Here is an 18,585-nt window from a genome sequence, read left to right as displayed (position 1 = left end):
GTGATTATAAATGGCAATTTTTGGTATGAAAGATGCCTCCAATATTACATTATTGGAAAAGGCTAGTAAGAAAGTTGCAATGTACATCGATTATGCTAACGCTACTACAAGTGAGTGGAGTTCAGATCGTGTATATGCAACAAAGAAAGGTGCAAATGCTATTGCATGGGATACAAACCGTGCTGGTAAGTTGACTCTTGAATCTGAATTGTTTGACTTGAAACTATTGGCTATGACAGTTGGTAGTGGATTAGATCAAGGTTCAGCAGATATCTTCCGACGTGAGACATTTACCTTGGATTCAAGCAAGGCATTCAAGCTAGAATCTGTTCCTAAGTCAGATTCAGTATCAGTATTCAAGTTAAAAGAAGATGGAGTTGAACATGATGGTTCGGAGATTCCACAGAAGATTACTGGTGATGCTGGTTCAGTGCCAGTAATGGTTACTGACGTAGCTGTTACTGCCAAAGATACTTCAGCAGATATCACATGGTCAGCTCCTAACGGAGCTAACTCGTATGTTGTATATCGTGATGGCGTACAAATCGGTCAACCAACTACTACTTCATTCAGTGATAGCGACTTGGTTGCAGAAACACAGTACAAGTATACTGTAACGGCTATCAATGGGAATGGTCAATCACCTGTTTCCGCAGAGGTTGTAATTACTACTGCTGCTGCTGGTACTTCAACTGCTGGGGCTGTTGTAAAGGCAACCGATGAAGCTGTCGCAATCGCAACTGCTGCTGCAAACGCTGCTGGTGAATCAGGTTTGAGCTTTACTGTTGGTGAAGGTGGAGCAATTCAACTTTCTGACGAAGCTATCGTTGGTGCAGATTATGTAGTTTACTACGTTGCATCTGTAACTGGTGTAACAACTGTTACTGTTGGTGCTGACACATTTGCTCCAGCATTCGAGATTTACGGTGATGCTTACATTCGTGATCAGCAAAGTGGTAAGGACTCGTTCATTCAGTTACATTACTTCAATGCACGTCCACAATCAAACTTTACTCTGACACAGAGTGCAAAAGAACCAACTTCATTGTCAATCGTCTTTGACTTGTTCCCTAACGATAAGAACGATTTGGCAACATACAAGATTATTGAGTAATAGTAATCTTGACATTTAAAGGGATAATATATCCCTTTTTATACATATAAAAAATTTAAAAAGATGGCGGTGGTTAAAAGTTAATGGCAAGAATTATTAAAAGTTTAGTTAATGGAGAATATTTATATCCTACTGTTAAAGACATAGGGAATCTTGATAACCTAAATACTACCGTCAAAACAGATATAGTTTCGGCTATCAATGACATAGTTCAAAATGGTGTAGCAATCAAAGACGGTGTAACAAGTTCAGAGGTTGATGACAAGATTGAAACTGCTACTAATAACTTGAAAGCTCAGACAGAAGCCGATTTAGCTGAGGCAAAGAGTCAGTTAAATACACGGATTACTGATGCTCAAACGAGTTTAAGTGGAGATATTGCAGATGCTCAAAAAGAATTGAAGGATCATAATGACAATATTCAAACATTAAACGATAAAGCTCAATCACTTAGTACAGATTTAGGTAACACAAAGACAAATTTGGATGATGTCAAATCTGATTTAGCCAATGTCAAAATTGGACAGAATGACATATCTCAAACATTAGATACTGTTAAGGGTCAAATCGAAACTAAAGCAGAAAAAGCTAATCTTGATGCTGCACAAGAACAGATTGAAAAGAATACGGCTGACATATTAATCAATGCCGAGGGCTTAGATAGTAAAGCCACAAAAGAAGATCTCACTTTAGCTAACCAAAATATAACAAAGGTTCAAAGTGATTTATCACAACAAGCTGATGAGATTTCAGGCAAAGTGTCAGAAGATAAGCTCACAAACAAGATGAACGATTTTCAAGTTAAGAAAGCAAACTTATTGCTGGGTACAAGAGATTGGTACAATTGGGTAATTAGTAATCCAGCCTACGTGAGTGTGACAGACAGTCTGTATAACGCATGTTATTGGGCTTCATTAACGAAGAGTACAGAGACAATCTCTATGAGCGTGAGCGGGCTAACAAGTGGCAACACGTACACTTTATCGGTGGTTGCTAAGACGATTAAGTCTGGCGATACGATAAACGTTCAAGAGAAAACTGCTGGAATATTAAAGACAAAAAATAACGATCAGAATGTAACAACTGACCCTCAAACATATTCAGTAACCTTTGTTGCTTCAAGCGACACGATCAATATAGCTTTTGGACTGACTGGTTCAGTAAGTAGTGGAAACGCACTCTTAATCAATGAGGCAAAACTTGAAACAGGTAGTGAAGTAACATATTGGGAAATGAATAGTGCTGATAACTTTGAGAGAATTGAACATTCAGAAGCACAGCAAAAAATTACCAGTGATCAAATCTCCAGTGTGACATTAAAACAAACACAACTAGGAGACGAACAAGAAGAACAAAGTGCTTCTATATCACAACTTGGCGATAAGATAGTTATTGCTCAGAATGATATCACTTCATTAAATGGTAGTGTTCAAGATGTGAACACAAAAATTGATAGTAAAGCTGGAGAATTACAAGCTACATTTTCGGAAGAGATTAATCAACAAATTGACAATATCAGTGATTCAAACAACAACGAAATTTTAAATAGTGGTTTCACATCAGGTTTAAATAGATGGCAAAGTGTAAGCGCAAAAGCTAATGTTGTTTCAGATTCAAATAACAAGAATTGGGTCGATTTTAAGCAGAGTGGATTAAGCGCAGACTCTCCAATATCTATTGAATCTAACTATTTTGAAGCCAAGGACAACGATGTAATTGTAGTAGCTTTTGATATGAACCAGCTAACAGATGTCACTCTTGACAACAATAATGTTTTGATACTTGAAGTATTCAACACTTCTAATAGTAGGATCGATTATAAAGAGTTACAAATATCTGATTGTGAAGTCATTGGTAGCAATCCAAAAAGATTGAAATATAAATATCAAATTTCTCATTCTGATGCTTCTAAGTTTGCGATTAGAGCAGAATTAAAGAGAAATGGTCATTTACAATTTTCTAACTTTTTAGCTGTCAAATCGACTATTAATAACGGTGCTTATACTACAAATGCACAAGATAACGTTGATGTAACAGTAAAACAACAAAATCAAATCACGGCTAACACAGAAGGCTTACAACTCAAAGCTGATAAGACATCTGTTGATACACTTAGTCAAACAGTTACAAATCAAACTGCACAAATATCTGTACTTAACGATGAGGTTGCAGAGAAGACGGCTAAGACAGATTTTGATAATTTAACTGGTAGAGTAACTAGTGCAGAACAAAAGGTTACAGCTAATGCAGATGGTTTAAATAGTACCGTAAGTAAGATGAGTACGTTACAAGATCAAGTTAATAATAGTGCAGTAGGTACTAACCTAATAAGCGGAAGCACATTAGAAAAAAATTGGTATGCCCAGTCTCCAGCTACTGCTAGTCTCGATGCTATAAATTTTGTAACATTTACTAAATCAACCACAAGTTCAGCACGCCAAGGCTACATGCACACCATACAATCGGGGTTTTTGCCATCACAATACTATACTTTATCCGCTGAAATATACATTGTTAATGTGTCAGGGTCTGGAACTGATAATGATATACACTTTAGATCTTATGGTTCAAATTCAGCTGCTACAGGAAATTATGTAGCACTCTTAGATACAAGTAAAGTTTCAGTATGGCAAAAATTAGTAGTTACTGGGAAAACTCCATCTGATGTGTCAGGAGGTCTTGATTTTGGATTATCAATATCTGGAGGTACAACTGGAGTATTTAAAATTCGGAATTTTAAATTAGAATTAGGTTCAGTTGCTACAGATTATTCTACTTGTCCTAGTGAGAATGCAACAGTCACATCTGTAACCAATGTATCTCAAAAGGCTGATCAAATAGCAGCAGACTTAGCTACATCAAATGGAGATATCACCCAATTGAAAGCTAGGGCAACAGGTTGGGATTCGAGTATTGCTAGTGCAAATGGAAAAATAAACACATTACAGGCAACTAGTGATGGTTATGCAACGAATATTAGCGCAATACAAAATCAAGTGAATAATAGTGCGGTTGGTACTAACCTACTATATGGAACAAGCATGTTTAGTCCATGGTATGGAACTACAAGTTTTAGTGGTTCTGGTGGAACGGCTGGATTGACTACTAAGATTGAGACGGACTCTGATGGCGATACAGCATGGCATTTATCTGGAACTGTTACTCAAAATTCAGTTCGAGGATTTTATAATAATCAATTATCCAAAAATTATCCAGCTCAGTATGCTTTATCCGTTTCTGTAAAGGGAACATTTGCAAATACAACTGTTAATGCTTTTACAGTAGAAGGAAATACAGGCTATGTTTCAAATGGATTGACATTATCAACTTCATATCAAAGATGGATAACGACAGGTAATATTTCTTCTGGCACTGGAGCGGCTTCAGTATTATACTTCAATGTTGTTGCAGGAGATACTGTAGATATATGGGTTAAGAAATGGAAACTTGAGAAAGGCTTAGTAGCCACGGATTATTCAACTAACCCAGAAGATAATGCTACAACTAATTATGTTAATAATCAGATAACTGCTACGGCAAGCACATTATCGGCTAATTTAACAAGCACAACTACAACCTTGAAAACTTATGCTGATAATTCAGCTAACAATGCAACGGCAGCAGCAATTGCAACGGCAGCAAGTGACGCAACTACCAAAGCTAATGCCGTTCAGAGCAACTTAGATAATCAGCAAATTGGTGGAACTAATTTAATTGATGGAACAGGTCAGCCATTTATTATGGGATATGGTATTCCGAATACTACTTGGAATGGTACGGAAGCGTATGTCAACCTTTCAAGTAGTAGACCCACTGCTAATGGTAATGAAATTCTACCACAAGCTGGTTCACCGTGGAATAATAATACAGGTATCGTACCTATAAAGGGTGCAACATATACTCAATCTATCTATATTGCTACAGATTGTACTATTTCAAGTTACACAGGTAACTTTATTACATGGTTTTCAAGTAAAGGACATGATTTACAACCCGTAACCCTAGTCAAAGTTGGTGATAATCTATACCGTATAACTAGCACAAAAACTTGGGCTTATGACAATGTAGGATTAAGAGTGTTCGATTTATATTTAAAAACTTTTGATTTGGTTAATTCAGGTACTTATATTGCTTTCTACCATCCTAAATTGGAAATGGGAAACACGGTAACTGATTGGAGTCCATCTATTGGAGATATACAAGCCGATGCCACAACTAAGGCTAATGCTGCGCAAAGTAATGCAATTACTCAATCAAAGACTTATGCTGATACACAGATTACTGCGACTGCTGGAACGTTTAGTGCTAATTTGTCAAGTACAACCACAACGTTAAAGACCTATGCAGATACTTCAGCAACGAATGCTAAGAATGCTGCTGTTTCTACTGCTGCAAGTGACGCTACGACAAAAGCAAACAACGCACAAAGTAATGCCGTTTCTACTGCCAGTTCAGATGCCACAACTAAAGCAAACAATGCACAAAGTAATGCCATAGCTAGTGCAAAGACGTATGCAGATACCCAAATTAGTGCTACTGCTGGAACATTTAACGTTAAAACGAGTGCAATACAAACTCAATTAGATAATAGTGCGGTTGGTACTAATTTGTTATTGGGTACAAGTAAATCTGCAAGTCTGACTGGTACAAATACAGCTAATCAAACGATGGCCAATTATTTATTAGCTAATGGATATAACGTTTCTAAACTTGCTACTGTCTATGGAACACAATTTACAGTCAGTTTTGATTGGTCGGTTTCAGGTAGCTCACCATCTGGAACTTATAGCATTCAATGGAATAATGTTCCATGGGGAATGGGTTTAAGTGGTACGGTTTCAAGCTCTAACACTTCAGGACATTTTTCTAAGACATTTAGTGTAGGAACTACTACTGCTAATATAGCTACTATGATTGGATTTAGATTAGATAACTTTGTGGGGACAATCACATTTTCTAACGTCAAATTAGAAAAGGGTTCAGTTGCGACTGATTGGAGTTTAGCCCCTAATGATACTGATTACACCAATATGTTTTCTATGGATAGCAATGGTATTACACTTGACGCTCATGGAGTAAATAATAGTAACAAGACTATTTTATTACGTGGTGATCATGTCAAAATTGATAGTAGCAATCCAGTAGTTATACCTACCATAAATGCCAATGTAATAACTGGTACAGCCGTTGCCAAGAATATGAATCTCGACTTTACAAACGGTAGTATATATGTCAATGCTTCTGGAAATCAAACATGGATAGACCAAAATGGTTTTCATAATACTAATGGCAGTGGGACTGATACTTACATTAAGAATGGTGTAATATCAACAAATGTAATTCAAGCAAATAGTAAGTTGCATATAGGTAATTTAAGTACAACTGATACTAGGTTAGTTTGGGGTACAGATGTAGATGTTAATGGAATGTCATTTACTGTTCCTGTCAAAGTAGGTTCAACCAATAATGCCAGTGATTATCAATCTGAAATTCAGGGATATATCAAAGGATTTGGATGGGATTATAAAACTGCTACCATGAAAGGTACGGGTGGTTCAGGTTTAGTTATGGGATTAGCTCAACAAACAGTATGGGGAGATCCTTATGGCGGTGACTACATTGGAATAGGTCAATTTGTCCCGACTGATAGTGCTAAAACAATGGCAAGTGCCGATTTTCAGCCAGCGATTGCTTATTGGGCTACTGGTGTTGGAGGAGCATACGGAGCAAATACTGTAAGTATCACTCCTCCACTCTATGTTGATTCGGGAATAAACGGTACAGCTGATCTGATAATGTCAAGTACAGGCGCTCATGATGCGGTTGTGGGAAGTAGTTCAGGACAGGGTAATATTGGTCTTAGAGGTTCAATATTCTATTGGGATTCTAAATCTGGCGGGACACGTATGATATATGCGGACAGCAATAAGTTTACAGTCAATACTATGTTCCAAGGTGGAGGAGTTATTCTAAATAATAACAACAACTTGAGAGCAACTAGTGGTGGCGACTTTTACATTGATGGTAATGGTGGTTCTGGTGGTAATGCAGTCTTACATGTTAAATCAGTTACACAGACCTCATTACTGAGTGCTAAGACCAATATTGTTAAATTGGATGCACAAGACGCAATAGATGCAATCAATTCTACTGATATATATAAATATTCATTTAAAGATGATGTAAAACAAGGGATCAATAAAAGATATGCTTCATACATTATTGATGACGTGAATGAAGTGTCTCAGTACACTGAGCCAGATGAATTTCTTGCTTCAGATAAAAAAGGACGTGATGATGGTACACAGTTATCTTATCTCACTGTTATGATTCAAGAGATGTACAAAAAAATGCAGTCGCAACAAGATCGTATTGAAAAGTTGGAAGCTCAATTAAATGAATAGTTTTGTACAAAAAAGAGAAGGAAGTGTTTTACGTGGAAATTAAAGTAAATAGTATATCTTATGTTATAAAAGATAGCGTTGCAAATTCTTGTTCTGTGGGTTTATATGGTTCTGATAGCAATGGTAATTTTGTAAATGTTACCATTAAAATTGAATTATCAGACTTGACTGATGGCAAGGTTTTTGAACAGACAAGTCAAAGTGATCTCGAAAATATAGCAAAAAATAAACTGGTAGAAATAGTGGCTGTAAAATAGGAGTGATAAATAAATGAATTTTATAATAGATAGTTATGAGGCAGAAATAGTTCAAGGCGAAATCAATGATTTTAAGATAGGCTTTTCAGCAAGTAATAGCGATGGAGAATCATTAACTTATTCTGCTAAGGTCTTCAAGAAAGATTTGTCAGAAGGTAAAGAATTGAAAGATACTATCATGAATGACGTAACTGTCATTGCAATGAATAAGTTAAAATCATATATCGCAGCAACAGAATAACATCAAGAATCTAGGGTTGGGTGGTTGGCGAGAAGAGGTATTATTATGAAAAATAAAAACATGTTAATTTCTGGTGAAGTATATGTGGTTAAGTAACTTAAAAGAAGGTATCGACTTAACATCACAAATCTTATCAGCTCCAATTGTTGTCACCTCTCTTGCTTTTTGTTGGAAGTGGTTCAAGCATAAGAGGGAAATGGACAAGGAGAAGTTGGAAAACCTACAGAATACAGATAGACTTTTGACGGAAGCAGTAAAGGCGTTATTGCACAACAAAATATATGACAATTGTACACATTATATTGAACGTGGATATATCACTACTGGTGAAAAAGATGATCTAGATTATCTATACGGTGGGTATAGTGGGATAGGCGGAAATTCGACAGGTGAATGGTTATACCTAAATGCAAGTAAACTCCCTATCCGAGAAAAATAACTGTCATTATTTTGGTTTTGATAGTAAACATATTGACATTATGTTATAATATGTTATATAAATTACAGGAGAGGGTGAGCGTAGTTGGTTGAACTTAAAAATTTAAGAACAGACCCAGTTGAACGTGAAATTAACACGGTTATTAAGTCAAAATATGGTGATATCACCATTTATGAACCTAGAAAGTCAGATGTTGAAGTGATAATGGGGTTACATGAATTTATTATCAGTTTGAATGTGAAAGATGAGAAAGAAAAAGATAAGTCAACATTGAAGATTTCAGATGCCACTATTCTAAAAGACGTTATTCCGCTTCTGACAGACATCAAAGTGGGTGACATGACGGAAGAGGAAATTCAGGACGTACTTGATAATCCAAGTACAGCTATGATGGAAGTTAATCAAGTATTAGTACACATTATTACGAGTGTTTATAAAATTGTACTTTTATCATACGCAAATGAACTGCTGGAACATGATGTGAGTTTGGAATCTATGAAGCTAAATCATTCTGCGGTTGGTACTTTCGTGAATCAAGCAAGTGAAACAGAAAAAGGTAAAGAATTATTGAAAGAGGTATTTGACGAAGCCGATAGGGTGAACGACATTCAAAAAGGAAAAGTTTCAAAGACTCTCCAAGAAGAAATGAAGAAAAAAGCCAAGGCTAACGAAGATGCTCCACAAGTTGACATTAGGGTCAAGAACGAGAATGTGAGTGAGGCAACTCACTTAACTCCCGCTCAGATTTATCAAGAAAAAGTCTTAAACGCTTATGGTGATGACTTAGATTAAAAGCAACAAAAACAGGTGAAATAATAAATATTAAACGCAAGGTTAGGATGGAAATTCAAAATATTTCTATCCTACTTTGCGTTTATTTTGATTGGGGGAATTTTATGGCACTCGAAGGAAAAATAACCTTTGATGGAATTTCGGCTGTAATTAGTCACATTGAAAAAGGTGTTGAAGAAGTTGTTTCAACATTAGTGAGACGTGCAGCAGAAGAGATTTTGAAAGAGATCTTGACACGAGACTTTCCAGCGGGTGCTGTATCTGAATACTACGTCCGAAGTGGAGAGATGGCAGATACAGTGAAAACCAGAATGACCTCTACTGGTAGAAGTGTTAGTTTTCTCGTCTATATAGATACTCATGAGTTGGGTATGTACCCTCCTTTACCTCACCAATGGGGTCATCACGTAGATGTTCATGGGAATGATTTTAGACAAGGATTGCCTATCGTTTTAGATCAAGGTGGACATTCTTCTATCTACGCACAGCCAGCAAGACATTTTATGGAACAGGGCTTTGGTCAAATGATTCCTAAATTAATCTTAGTTCTTGCTGAAGGTTTAAGAAGTAGAGGTTTTGAAACAGTAATTGAATAGAGAGGTGTAATTGATGGAACACAAAGAAGGATTAAAGTATCAAACAACAGGTAAACGTAAGATCAAAAAGTATACGACAAAAGAACGTATGGAGAAGATAAATCCAGATAACATAAAAATATATAACAAATATTTAAACAGTAAGAAAGCTCAAAATCGAGATGTTCGTGAAACTACGTATAAGGTATATCAATCATATATGAATATTTTCATGTGTTATATCGAAGAGAATTGGGATAATTTCTATCTACTTAATGAAGACATTCTTGAAGAAGATATGTTGGACATTATGGAAGCATACATGTTGTTTCTTGAAGATGAATGTGGGAATGGAAAGAAAGTTATAAATACAAAACTTAGTGCTGTGTCAAGTTTCTATGTTTGGGCTACGAAACGTAGATTGATACAATCACATCCTTTTAGTGGCAAGTTGGACAGAATAAAAAATGCTCAGGAAGAGAAGAAAATTGCAGTTTATTTCCTACATCAGCCAGAGATTGATTTGATAAAGAAAGAATTAAGCAAACCCAAGACGTCATTAAGTAAATATGATTACCAAGACGAAATTATTTGGAACATTGCTTTTGATAGTGCATGTCGAATAGGTGCATTACATCAGTTGAGCTTATCAAATCTAAATATGGATGAAATGATTTTTAAAGACGTTAGGGAAAAACGTGGAAAGATTGTTGATATTCCCTTTGAAGGTTCAACAAAGGTGAAAGTGCAAGAATATCTAGATTGGCGTAAAGAACAGGGTATTGACTGTGACGCATTGTTCTATGTTTGGAAAAACGGTGCATGGGGAAGAATGAGCAAACAATCACTTACTAATCGCATTAGAAAGATTGGGGAAATTGTTGGTGTTGGTGATTTCAGACCACATTGTATTCGTAAGAGTAGATTAAATCAGATAGGACAAACGGGTAACGTTCAACTTGCTAAGGAATTAGCTCATCACGAATCGTTAGATACAACTTCTAGATTCTATATGGAAGAGAAAAGTGAGTCGGAAACACTTAAAGACATAAGTAGATTGATGAATGGAAATAGTAATCCCAAAGACAAGAATAACTTAGGTGGTGAAAAGAATGAGTCAAACACTTGGTATCAAGGTAAAGGTAAATCTACCTTCTAAATCACAACTAGAAAGTGAGTTTAGAGAAAAATGGAAAAACTTTAAGGCAGATTTCACTGCTAAGATTAACGTTGAGGCAGATAAGAATAGTCTTAGAAAAATGGGGAAACAAATCAAGGATATCCTTGATGGAACTAATGTAACCATTAAACCTAAATTAGATACTTCCTCCGTTTCTAAGGAACTTTTACAGGTAACCAAAGAGTTTAGACATTTACGTGAGGAAATGGAGAAGAATATTGACTTAAAGGTCAATATGAAAGACGTTAAGAATAACGCCACCTCTAACGTTGCTGAAAACTTTAAGAAGCAATCTGAGGAGATTGAACAGACTGGTAAAAAGGTCGGAGAAAGAATTAAAGAGAATACTCTTAGAGAAGAACAAGCTCTGCAAGGTAGTCTCAATAAGTTAGTAACTGCTTCAAGACAAACTGCGAACGGTACAAGTAATAGTGTTACAAAGTCCGAAGATATCAATAGTTTCACTAGTCGAGTAACGAAGAGTACAGCAGACGGGTCTGACACAAAGTTAATTCTTGATCAGAAAAAGGCTTTGAACGAGTTGAAACAGACTATGAAAGAAATCGGCTCATTGGAAACAAAGGTTGCTGGTTCTAATGACCAAGGTAAGATTGCTGCTTGGTCTGGTCGTATTCAAGACTTAAATGTTAAATTGAAAGAATTACAAACAACATATCAACGTACTTTCAGTAAATTAAATGGTGGAAACAATAGCGCATTTAGTGGTATGAAGAGTGGTGTTGACAGTGTTAAGAAGATGAACATAGCCTTAGCTGAAACTCAACTAAAAGCTAAAGAATCTGCTAGTGCATTCAAGAAGTTATCTAGTGTTGAGAATGCAAAAAATAGTTTGCAGACTAGAGCTTTAACAGCTAATCGTGAAGAAAGCATAATAATTCAACGTCAATTGTCATTATTAGAGTCGAAGAAAAGATTAATAACAGAGTCTACTGGTGCTGAAAAACTTCTAAGTTCAACTCAGAAACAAGAGTTAGCCGTTCTACAAAGTGAGAATAAGTTAAAACTCATGTATGCAAAAGCACAAGCTAAAGCAGCCGCTCCAAGTCTAACAAAATCTTTGGCTACTCCTCTTAAATTAGACACGGGTTCTCTTGTTAATGGTGCAACAACCGCTGCATTGGCAGTTGGGGGACTAGGATCTGTATTGGTTGATGGCGCAAAAAAGGCATCGAGTTTACAAAATACCTATAAAGTTACAGGAAATTTGTTAAAAAGTGGTGGCGAGAAGGTTTCAGAAGTTACTAAGAACGTTGCACAAATGCAGAAAGATGGACAAGCGTATTCGGTTAAATATGGTAAATCTCAAGCTGATATCGCATTACAATATCAAGAATTAGTTAAGCGTGGTTATTCTTCCGCATCTGCATTGGGAGCTATGAAATCAGAATTACAAGGCTCTGTAGCATCTGGAGATGATTTTGCTGATGTTGTTAAGGTTTCATCTCAAACACTTGATGCCTTTAATCTAAGAACAAATAATACTGCCAAAATGACAAAGAATACTAAAAAAGTTGTTAATGAACTTGCTTATGCTGCCGATATGTCTGCGACTGCATTTGCTGGTATTGGTAAAGGTATGGAGTACGTTGGTGATACAGCACATAACTCTGGAATTAGTTTAGCAGAATCGTCAGCAGCATTGGGTGAACTTGCCAATCACGGACTTGAAGCAGATAAGGCTTTGGTAAAACTGGCCGCTTAAACAGAAATGTTTTTGAAAAAGAACTCCTTTAATTCAGTACAAGCCTAAATTATAAAAACATGGTAAGACTGAGCCAAGTCATATAGGAATATATGAAAGTGTGCAACGACTAGATAAAGTAGTCCAGAACGGACGAAATATCCACGAAGAGGGAGAACCTTAACAAGTAATGTTGAAGGTTGAGATATAGTCTGATCTGCATGGAAACATGTAGAAACGCAAGATAAAGAGCTTGCGTGATAACATAATGGGTACAGGTCTGCGTAAAGTAATCGTTTCATTAGGTAAAGATATTGCCAAAATTGGTACTAAAGGTGATGTATTAACACCACTCGGGATAAAAAAATCGGATCTCGTTGATGCAAAGGGCAACTTCAAATCGTTGGGAACAATGATGGATGTTATTAATCAAAAAACTAAAAACATGGGTAAAGCACAAAAAAGTAATGTCTTTAATGCTTTGTTCGGGACGACTGGACAACAGGCTGGTATTATTTTATCTCAATACAATAAGCAATTCCAAGATTTGGCTAAGAGTGTTCAGAAAGTTGGAGATAAAGGAAATTATATTCAAAAATTAGCTGATAGTAATAATCAGACTGCTCAACAATCAATGGCTAGATTTAAGGAAGCATGGAACAACTTAAAGATCATGTTTGGTTCTAAGTTATTACCTAGTTTCACTGATGCTGCTAATGATTTGTCAAAACTATTTAACAGTAAGAGTTTCGTTTCTGGTATCGAAAAAGATGCTGAAGGATTCGGGAAAATGGCAAAAGAGCTTTATGAACTTGGCAAATATGCAGCAGAGAACTCGGATAAGCTTGAAGCGTTGGGTAAAATTCTGTTAGACATATGGGCTGTCAACAAGTTGGTTCAATATGGAAAAGCGATGAAGTCGTTCTATAGTTTAATGTCACTCGGCAAGAGTAAAGCAGCAGAAGAAGCGTTAGCAGTTACTGCAGAGTCTAAAGCGTACGCTGATTTGGCTGCTAATAAAGAATTGGCAAGTGTAGCCGATCTAGGTGGCGGAGTGTCAAAAACTGCCAACACGGTAAAGGGAGTAAGTAAGGTTGAAAAAGTTGGCGCAGCAGCAGAGAATGCTGGTTTCTTTTCAAGTCTCGCAAGTGGTAGTGGAACAGTAGCAAAGGTTACTGGTAAATTTAGTGGTTTGCTCAATGTAGCTAAATTACTTGGTGGCGGACTTTTGAAATTAATCCCCATTGTTGGTACTGTTTTTGCAGCATTCCAGATAATGGATGCTTTGGGAATAAAACCATGGGAAATAAATATAAAGGGTGCAAATTTAACAAAAGATGCCGTAGATAACCTTAACAGTAGTCTGAAAGAGACTAAGAAATCATTTGAAGATACTGAAAAGAGTATTAACTCAAACTCTATCTTTAATGGTGGTGCTATTAGTAATACTAAGTCTTACAGTGATTTATCTTCAAGTTTTGCTAAAGGTACAAATAATAGCAAGAAGCAATTATCAGATGATGATTTCAACACTTTGAAAAATAGTTATAATGATTTAGCTAAGAAGAACAATCTTAAACTTAGGATTACGATTAACAACTATGACTCTATCAAAGAACAGTTAGATTCATTGAATGCTGAGTTGACAGAAATAGCTCAAAAGAACGTTTATAAAGGTAATAAAAAGATTGACAAAGAAGTTAAAGAAACAAGTACATTGGGTGGTTCGACAGCTTTTGAAGCAGTTAAGTCAACCGATAAGGGCTATGCTAAGCAAGTTAATGAACTCAAAACTGCTATTGATTCACAAAATAGAGCTATCAGTGAAGGTACAACTAGCTGGAATGCTGGACAGAAGAAAATTAAGGAGTATAAACAACAGCTTAAAGAATTAAATCAGTCATATACCGAAGGTAGTAATAATGCCAAGGTATGGAGTTCTAAGGCTGGTCAAGCGGTTGAAAATCAATGGGATAAGCAGACAAGTGCTATTCGTAAGCATATAAAAGAATTTGGTAATGCCTTAAACAACAACGTTTTTTCTTCAGATGATATTAAGATGATGAATAATTCTACTCTTAATAAAGCAAATGTTGCGCAAGGTTCTAGTCTTGAAAAACTGTCAAATCAAAAGAATATGATTGATTCGATTAATAAGAAATTGGCTACTGGTGGAGAGCTGAACCAAAAAGAAATTGAGTATTTATCTAAGCAAAACTCTTCATTGGGGACTAAGTCGAACAATGTTAGCAAGTGGAGTTCCACAGAGAAAAAGGCTGCACAAGAAGTCGTTGATGGGTATAACAAAGCGTATGATACCGAAAAGACAACACAAGAAAATAGAATGACTACTATTTTAGCTGCTAGTGGTAAATCACAAGATGCTATTAAGAAAACCATTGCTGCTTATGAGCAAGGTGGAGCAAGCTATATCAAGTTGATGTCTAAACAAGGTACTCTTGGAAAATCTATGTTGAACCTATCTGTTGAGTTTGCTTCACAATATGGTAAAAATTGGGGTAATGCTTATGCTAAGATTCAAACGCAAATAGACAAAGTACCTAAGACAACAATGACAGAATACAGCTTTGTTGACAAGACGACAGGTTTAGTTGATACGGATGTTATAGCTAAATTGAACGAGATTCCAGAGAAAAAAGGTACTAAGTATGGTTTAACCTATGATAATGCGGGTCATGTTGAGATTCCTTCAATTATTAAAGCATTGAACCAGATCCCTGAAATAAAAGGAACTAAATACGATGTTAATGGTACTGTAGATGCGAAAGCATTGATTACAGATTTAACCAGCAATATTAAAGCCGTTCCTCCTGTTATTGCTTGCAAGTTCTTAGCACAAACAACTGGTTTTAAGAGTGGCTTTAAAGGAATTATCAAGAATATGGCTGAGGCAGATGGGAAGAAAGCTACCGCTAAATTCTTAGCTGACAATCATTATTTTGGTTTATCTGCTGATGTGGTCAACGCCTATCTGAAGAAGATAGATGGTAGAACTGCTACTGCTAAGATTAAAGCTGATGTTCAGAATTATACCAAAGGCGTAGATAGCGTGAATAAAACAGCAGATAGTGTTTCCAAAAAACCTATTAAAGTTAAAGGTGACGCAAAAGATGCTTTGGACAAGATTGACTCTGCTCAGAAGAAATTAAGTAAAATCAAAGACAAAACGACGAACCTTAAAGGTAATCACAAAGAATTAGATTCTGCAATAACAAAAGCACAAAAGAACCTTAATAAGTTAAAAGGGAAAACTGTTAAGGCTGCTGCAAAAGTTGGCGGGACAAAGGATATTGAGAGTCTAGCTAAGGGCATAGGCAAGGTTAAAGGTAAGAATGTTAAAGTCAAAGGTGTTCCGTATGGCGCAAAAGATGTTAAATCTCTTGGTTCTGCGATTAATAAGATTAAGGGTAAGACATCAAAGGTAACAACAAAGGTAACTGGGAAAAAAGATGTTGATAAGTTAAACAATTCTGTTGACAAAACTCATAGTAAGAGTACGAAGACAAAGAACACAACTTTTGGAAAAAAAGATGTTGACAAGTTAATAAACTCAATAGCAAATGTCCATAGCAAGACATCTAAAGTTAAAGCTAATGTTACAGGTGGAAAAGATGTTGATAGTTTAAGCAAAAAAATCGCTAATTTGCCAACATCTAAAAGTGTAACAATCGCTGTTAATAAAACAGAGAAGACAACTAAAAAAGACGCTAAATCAAACTCTGTTGCGATTGCTTCTTCTGATGTAACCTCTGCTAGTCCTACTAAGTCGCTTTCAGCAGCGATAGGTAGTGACAACAATGCGATTACTGCAACTGCTGCTAAGAATATAGCGTCAAAAGATTACAGTGACAGTACAACGAGTGATTCTACTGTTAGTGAAGATGTATGGCGCTATTGGGGCAAACAGTTATATACAGGTGACGGTTTAAGCTCACAAGTTACTAAGTTAGAAAATGCTGTTACGCAAGCCGCAGATGATATAGATAAGTTAATAAGCCTAGCTAAGCAAAGGATTAATCTTGATAATCAACAGATTAATTATCAAAACAGTCTCAAAAGTTCATATCAAAGTCAAATGAACTCATTATTGTCTCAGTTAAAAGGGTATGGGTTCAAGTCAAGTGGTAACCAGATAACGAATTTGGATCACTCTCAGAGCTTTAAGGGTGATACCGCCGATAAGGTAAGTACACTTCTAGATTCTTATAAGACAGTTTATGAAAACATTGTTGATGTGTCTAACACAATAAGTAGTTTAAATCTTGATAAGTGGCAACAACAACAAAATATCATAGATTATAACACTACAAAGGAAACAAACAATGTTGCAACTTTGACGACTGCCGCAACTAACTTAACAACCTTGTTGAGTAATAATGCAAGTATTTTTTCAAGAGCATTAGAAGAGTTTGGAGATACTGATTACAATATGAAGGCTAAGTTGTCTTCGGAATCTATAAGTGATCAAGTTTCAAGTATGAAGCAATTGATTACTCAATTTAACAAGTTGAGTACCATGTCATTCATATCGAAAGATAATGCTTCAAGTGTTCAAAGCAGTCTTGAAAATATTAAAACTGCATTGTTAAGTGATGCAGATGCAATTATAACTTTGAGAAAGACACTCAATGATATTCAGATAAACCAGATAGCTAATGATTTGACGAATTTCACAACCTCGTTGAATACAAACATTACTGAACTGAAAAACAATGTAACTAATCTTCAAGATGGACTGTTGAGTGGTCAATCATTCGATGACTTAGGTAGTAGCTCATTAGATGTTGTTAGCTTTGATCAGACGACTGGATTGAGTTCAGAATTACAACAGAGATTACAACTTGAAAGTCAATTGGATCAGGCATTAGATGGTTTTGCTAAGAAGAACGTTGACCGTACTCAAAGTGTTGCAAATGCTCAGTTACAGATTGAACAGAATAAATACTCACAGTTAATCAGTTTAGCGAGTGCTTATAGCAATGGTAGCGTGGGACAAATATCGTTAAGTAGTAATGTTTCTGCTTCACTAGATTTAACTAGCACTGCTACGAATACGAACGCTGCTTTAGAGAAACAGTTTGCCACTATTTCTCAGAAATTTGCCGATAAGTTAAATCTTCTGAAATCTCAATATGCTAGTGCAATTAGTTCCTCATCTAGTCAAAGTGATAAAGATGCTGCCACACAGAAATTTATCGTACAACAGTTAGAGTTGCAAGAAGATATTTACCAAGAGATGATTACGTCTGACGAACAATCAATCGCTGCTCTGAAAGAGAAACTCAAACTTACAGGTTTGACAAGCGATCAGATTAGTACGATTAAGACAGATATTTCAAGTTATGAATCTGCAATTATTGATGCTCAAACTAATATAAAATCTGCTATTAAAGAGAGATTTGATTATGAGAACACATTGTTGCAAGCACAAATAACTAAATATCAAACGGTCACAGACACAATCACTAATATGGTAAATCTTGCAAAGACCTTGGGTCTTGATACTAATGCTCAGGGTGCTTTAATGGCACAGCAATATTCTTCAACGTTTGATCAGTACACGAACTACTTGAACCAATTGAGTGCTTTGAAAAAAGAGCAATCTAGTTATACCAATGGAAGTTATGAGTATAACACTCTTCAAACTGAAATTGATTCATTATTAACAGGGTTGCAAACTACTGTATCTTCGTTAGCTGATTTGAATAAGACTCAATTAACTAATTCTCTAAGTGGTATCACTAAGGAACTTGAAAAGAGTGTATACAATGGTCAATCGGCAGAACAATATACTCTCGATAATAGTATCTATTATAGTGGTGTTTCTAAGGAATTAGAACTTGAATCGTTGAGACTTAAA

10 protein-coding genes are annotated in these 18,585 nt (G+C 35.9%); all 10 read left to right on the top strand.

Annotated features, from left to right (window positions below):
• The first annotated feature begins 10 nt into the window (after positions 1-10).
• Positions 11-1,114, top strand: a complete 1,104-nt coding sequence (locus GSM_RS11030) for a fibronectin type III domain-containing protein (protein ID WP_003691052.1) — start codon at positions 11-13, stop codon at positions 1,112-1,114.
• 83 nt (positions 1,115-1,197) lie between these two features.
• Positions 1,198-7,518, top strand: coding sequence for a hypothetical protein (locus GSM_RS11025; RefSeq protein WP_003691050.1), 6,321 nt, complete (start codon positions 1,198-1,200; stop codon positions 7,516-7,518).
• A gap of 32 nt (positions 7,519-7,550) precedes the next feature.
• Entirely contained in the window at positions 7,551-7,775 is a 225-nt protein-coding gene (locus tag GSM_RS11020) for a hypothetical protein (protein ID WP_003691049.1), read from the top strand.
• A 13-nt stretch (positions 7,776-7,788) separates the two neighbouring features.
• Positions 7,789-8,016, top strand: a complete 228-nt coding sequence (locus GSM_RS11015) for a hypothetical protein (RefSeq protein ID WP_003691047.1) — start codon at positions 7,789-7,791, stop codon at positions 8,014-8,016.
• Positions 8,017-8,098: 82 nt separating this feature from the next.
• Positions 8,099-8,455: a hypothetical protein gene (locus GSM_RS11010; RefSeq protein ID WP_003691046.1), complete on the top strand. Its 357-nt coding sequence runs from the start codon at positions 8,099-8,101 to the stop codon at positions 8,453-8,455.
• Between the two features lie 84 nt (positions 8,456-8,539).
• Positions 8,540-9,247, top strand: coding sequence for a hypothetical protein (locus GSM_RS11005; RefSeq protein ID WP_003691045.1), 708 nt, complete (start codon positions 8,540-8,542; stop codon positions 9,245-9,247).
• A gap of 104 nt (positions 9,248-9,351) precedes the next feature.
• A complete protein-coding gene (locus GSM_RS11000; RefSeq protein WP_003691043.1) occupies positions 9,352-9,843 on the top strand; it encodes a hypothetical protein in 492 nt (163 codons plus the stop codon).
• A 13-nt stretch (positions 9,844-9,856) separates the two neighbouring features.
• Entirely contained in the window at positions 9,857-10,981 is a 1,125-nt protein-coding gene (locus GSM_RS10995) for a tyrosine-type recombinase/integrase (protein ID WP_003691041.1), read from the top strand.
• Positions 10,935-12,725, top strand: a complete 1,791-nt coding sequence (locus GSM_RS10990) for a phage tail tape measure protein (RefSeq protein WP_029327437.1) — start codon at positions 10,935-10,937, stop codon at positions 12,723-12,725. The genes GSM_RS10995 and GSM_RS10990 overlap by 47 nt, the downstream gene beginning before the upstream one ends.
• A 247-nt stretch (positions 12,726-12,972) precedes the next feature.
• The coding region (locus tag GSM_RS14270) for a hypothetical protein (RefSeq protein ID WP_040538323.1) at positions 12,973-18,585 on the top strand (5,613 nt) is incomplete at its 3' end.

The sequence above is a fragment of the Liquorilactobacillus mali KCTC 3596 = DSM 20444 genome (genome assembly GCF_000260415.1).
Classification (GTDB): domain Bacteria; phylum Bacillota; class Bacilli; order Lactobacillales; family Lactobacillaceae; genus Liquorilactobacillus; species Liquorilactobacillus mali.
The sequence above is the reverse complement of the archived record's forward strand: the minus strand, read 5'-3'. Positions and strand labels throughout refer to the sequence as shown.

What these genes read in the sequence shown, in the direction of transcription:
- GSM_RS11015 (WP_003691047.1), top strand. Translation starts at nt 7,789, where the DNA reads ATGAATTTTATAATAGATAGTTATGAGGCAGAAATAGTTCAAGGCGAA.
- GSM_RS11030 (WP_003691052.1), top strand. Translation starts at nt 11, where the DNA reads ATGGCAATTTTTGGTATGAAAGATGCCTCCAATATTACATTATTGGAA.
- GSM_RS10995 (WP_003691041.1), top strand. Translation starts at nt 9,857, where the DNA reads ATGGAACACAAAGAAGGATTAAAGTATCAAACAACAGGTAAACGTAAG.
- GSM_RS10990 (WP_029327437.1), top strand. Translation starts at nt 10,935, where the DNA reads ATGAGTCAAACACTTGGTATCAAGGTAAAGGTAAATCTACCTTCTAAA.
- GSM_RS11010 (WP_003691046.1), top strand. Translation starts at nt 8,099, where the DNA reads ATGTGGTTAAGTAACTTAAAAGAAGGTATCGACTTAACATCACAAATC.
- GSM_RS11025 (WP_003691050.1), top strand. Translation starts at nt 1,198, where the DNA reads ATGGCAAGAATTATTAAAAGTTTAGTTAATGGAGAATATTTATATCCT.
- GSM_RS11000 (WP_003691043.1), top strand. Translation starts at nt 9,352, where the DNA reads ATGGCACTCGAAGGAAAAATAACCTTTGATGGAATTTCGGCTGTAATT.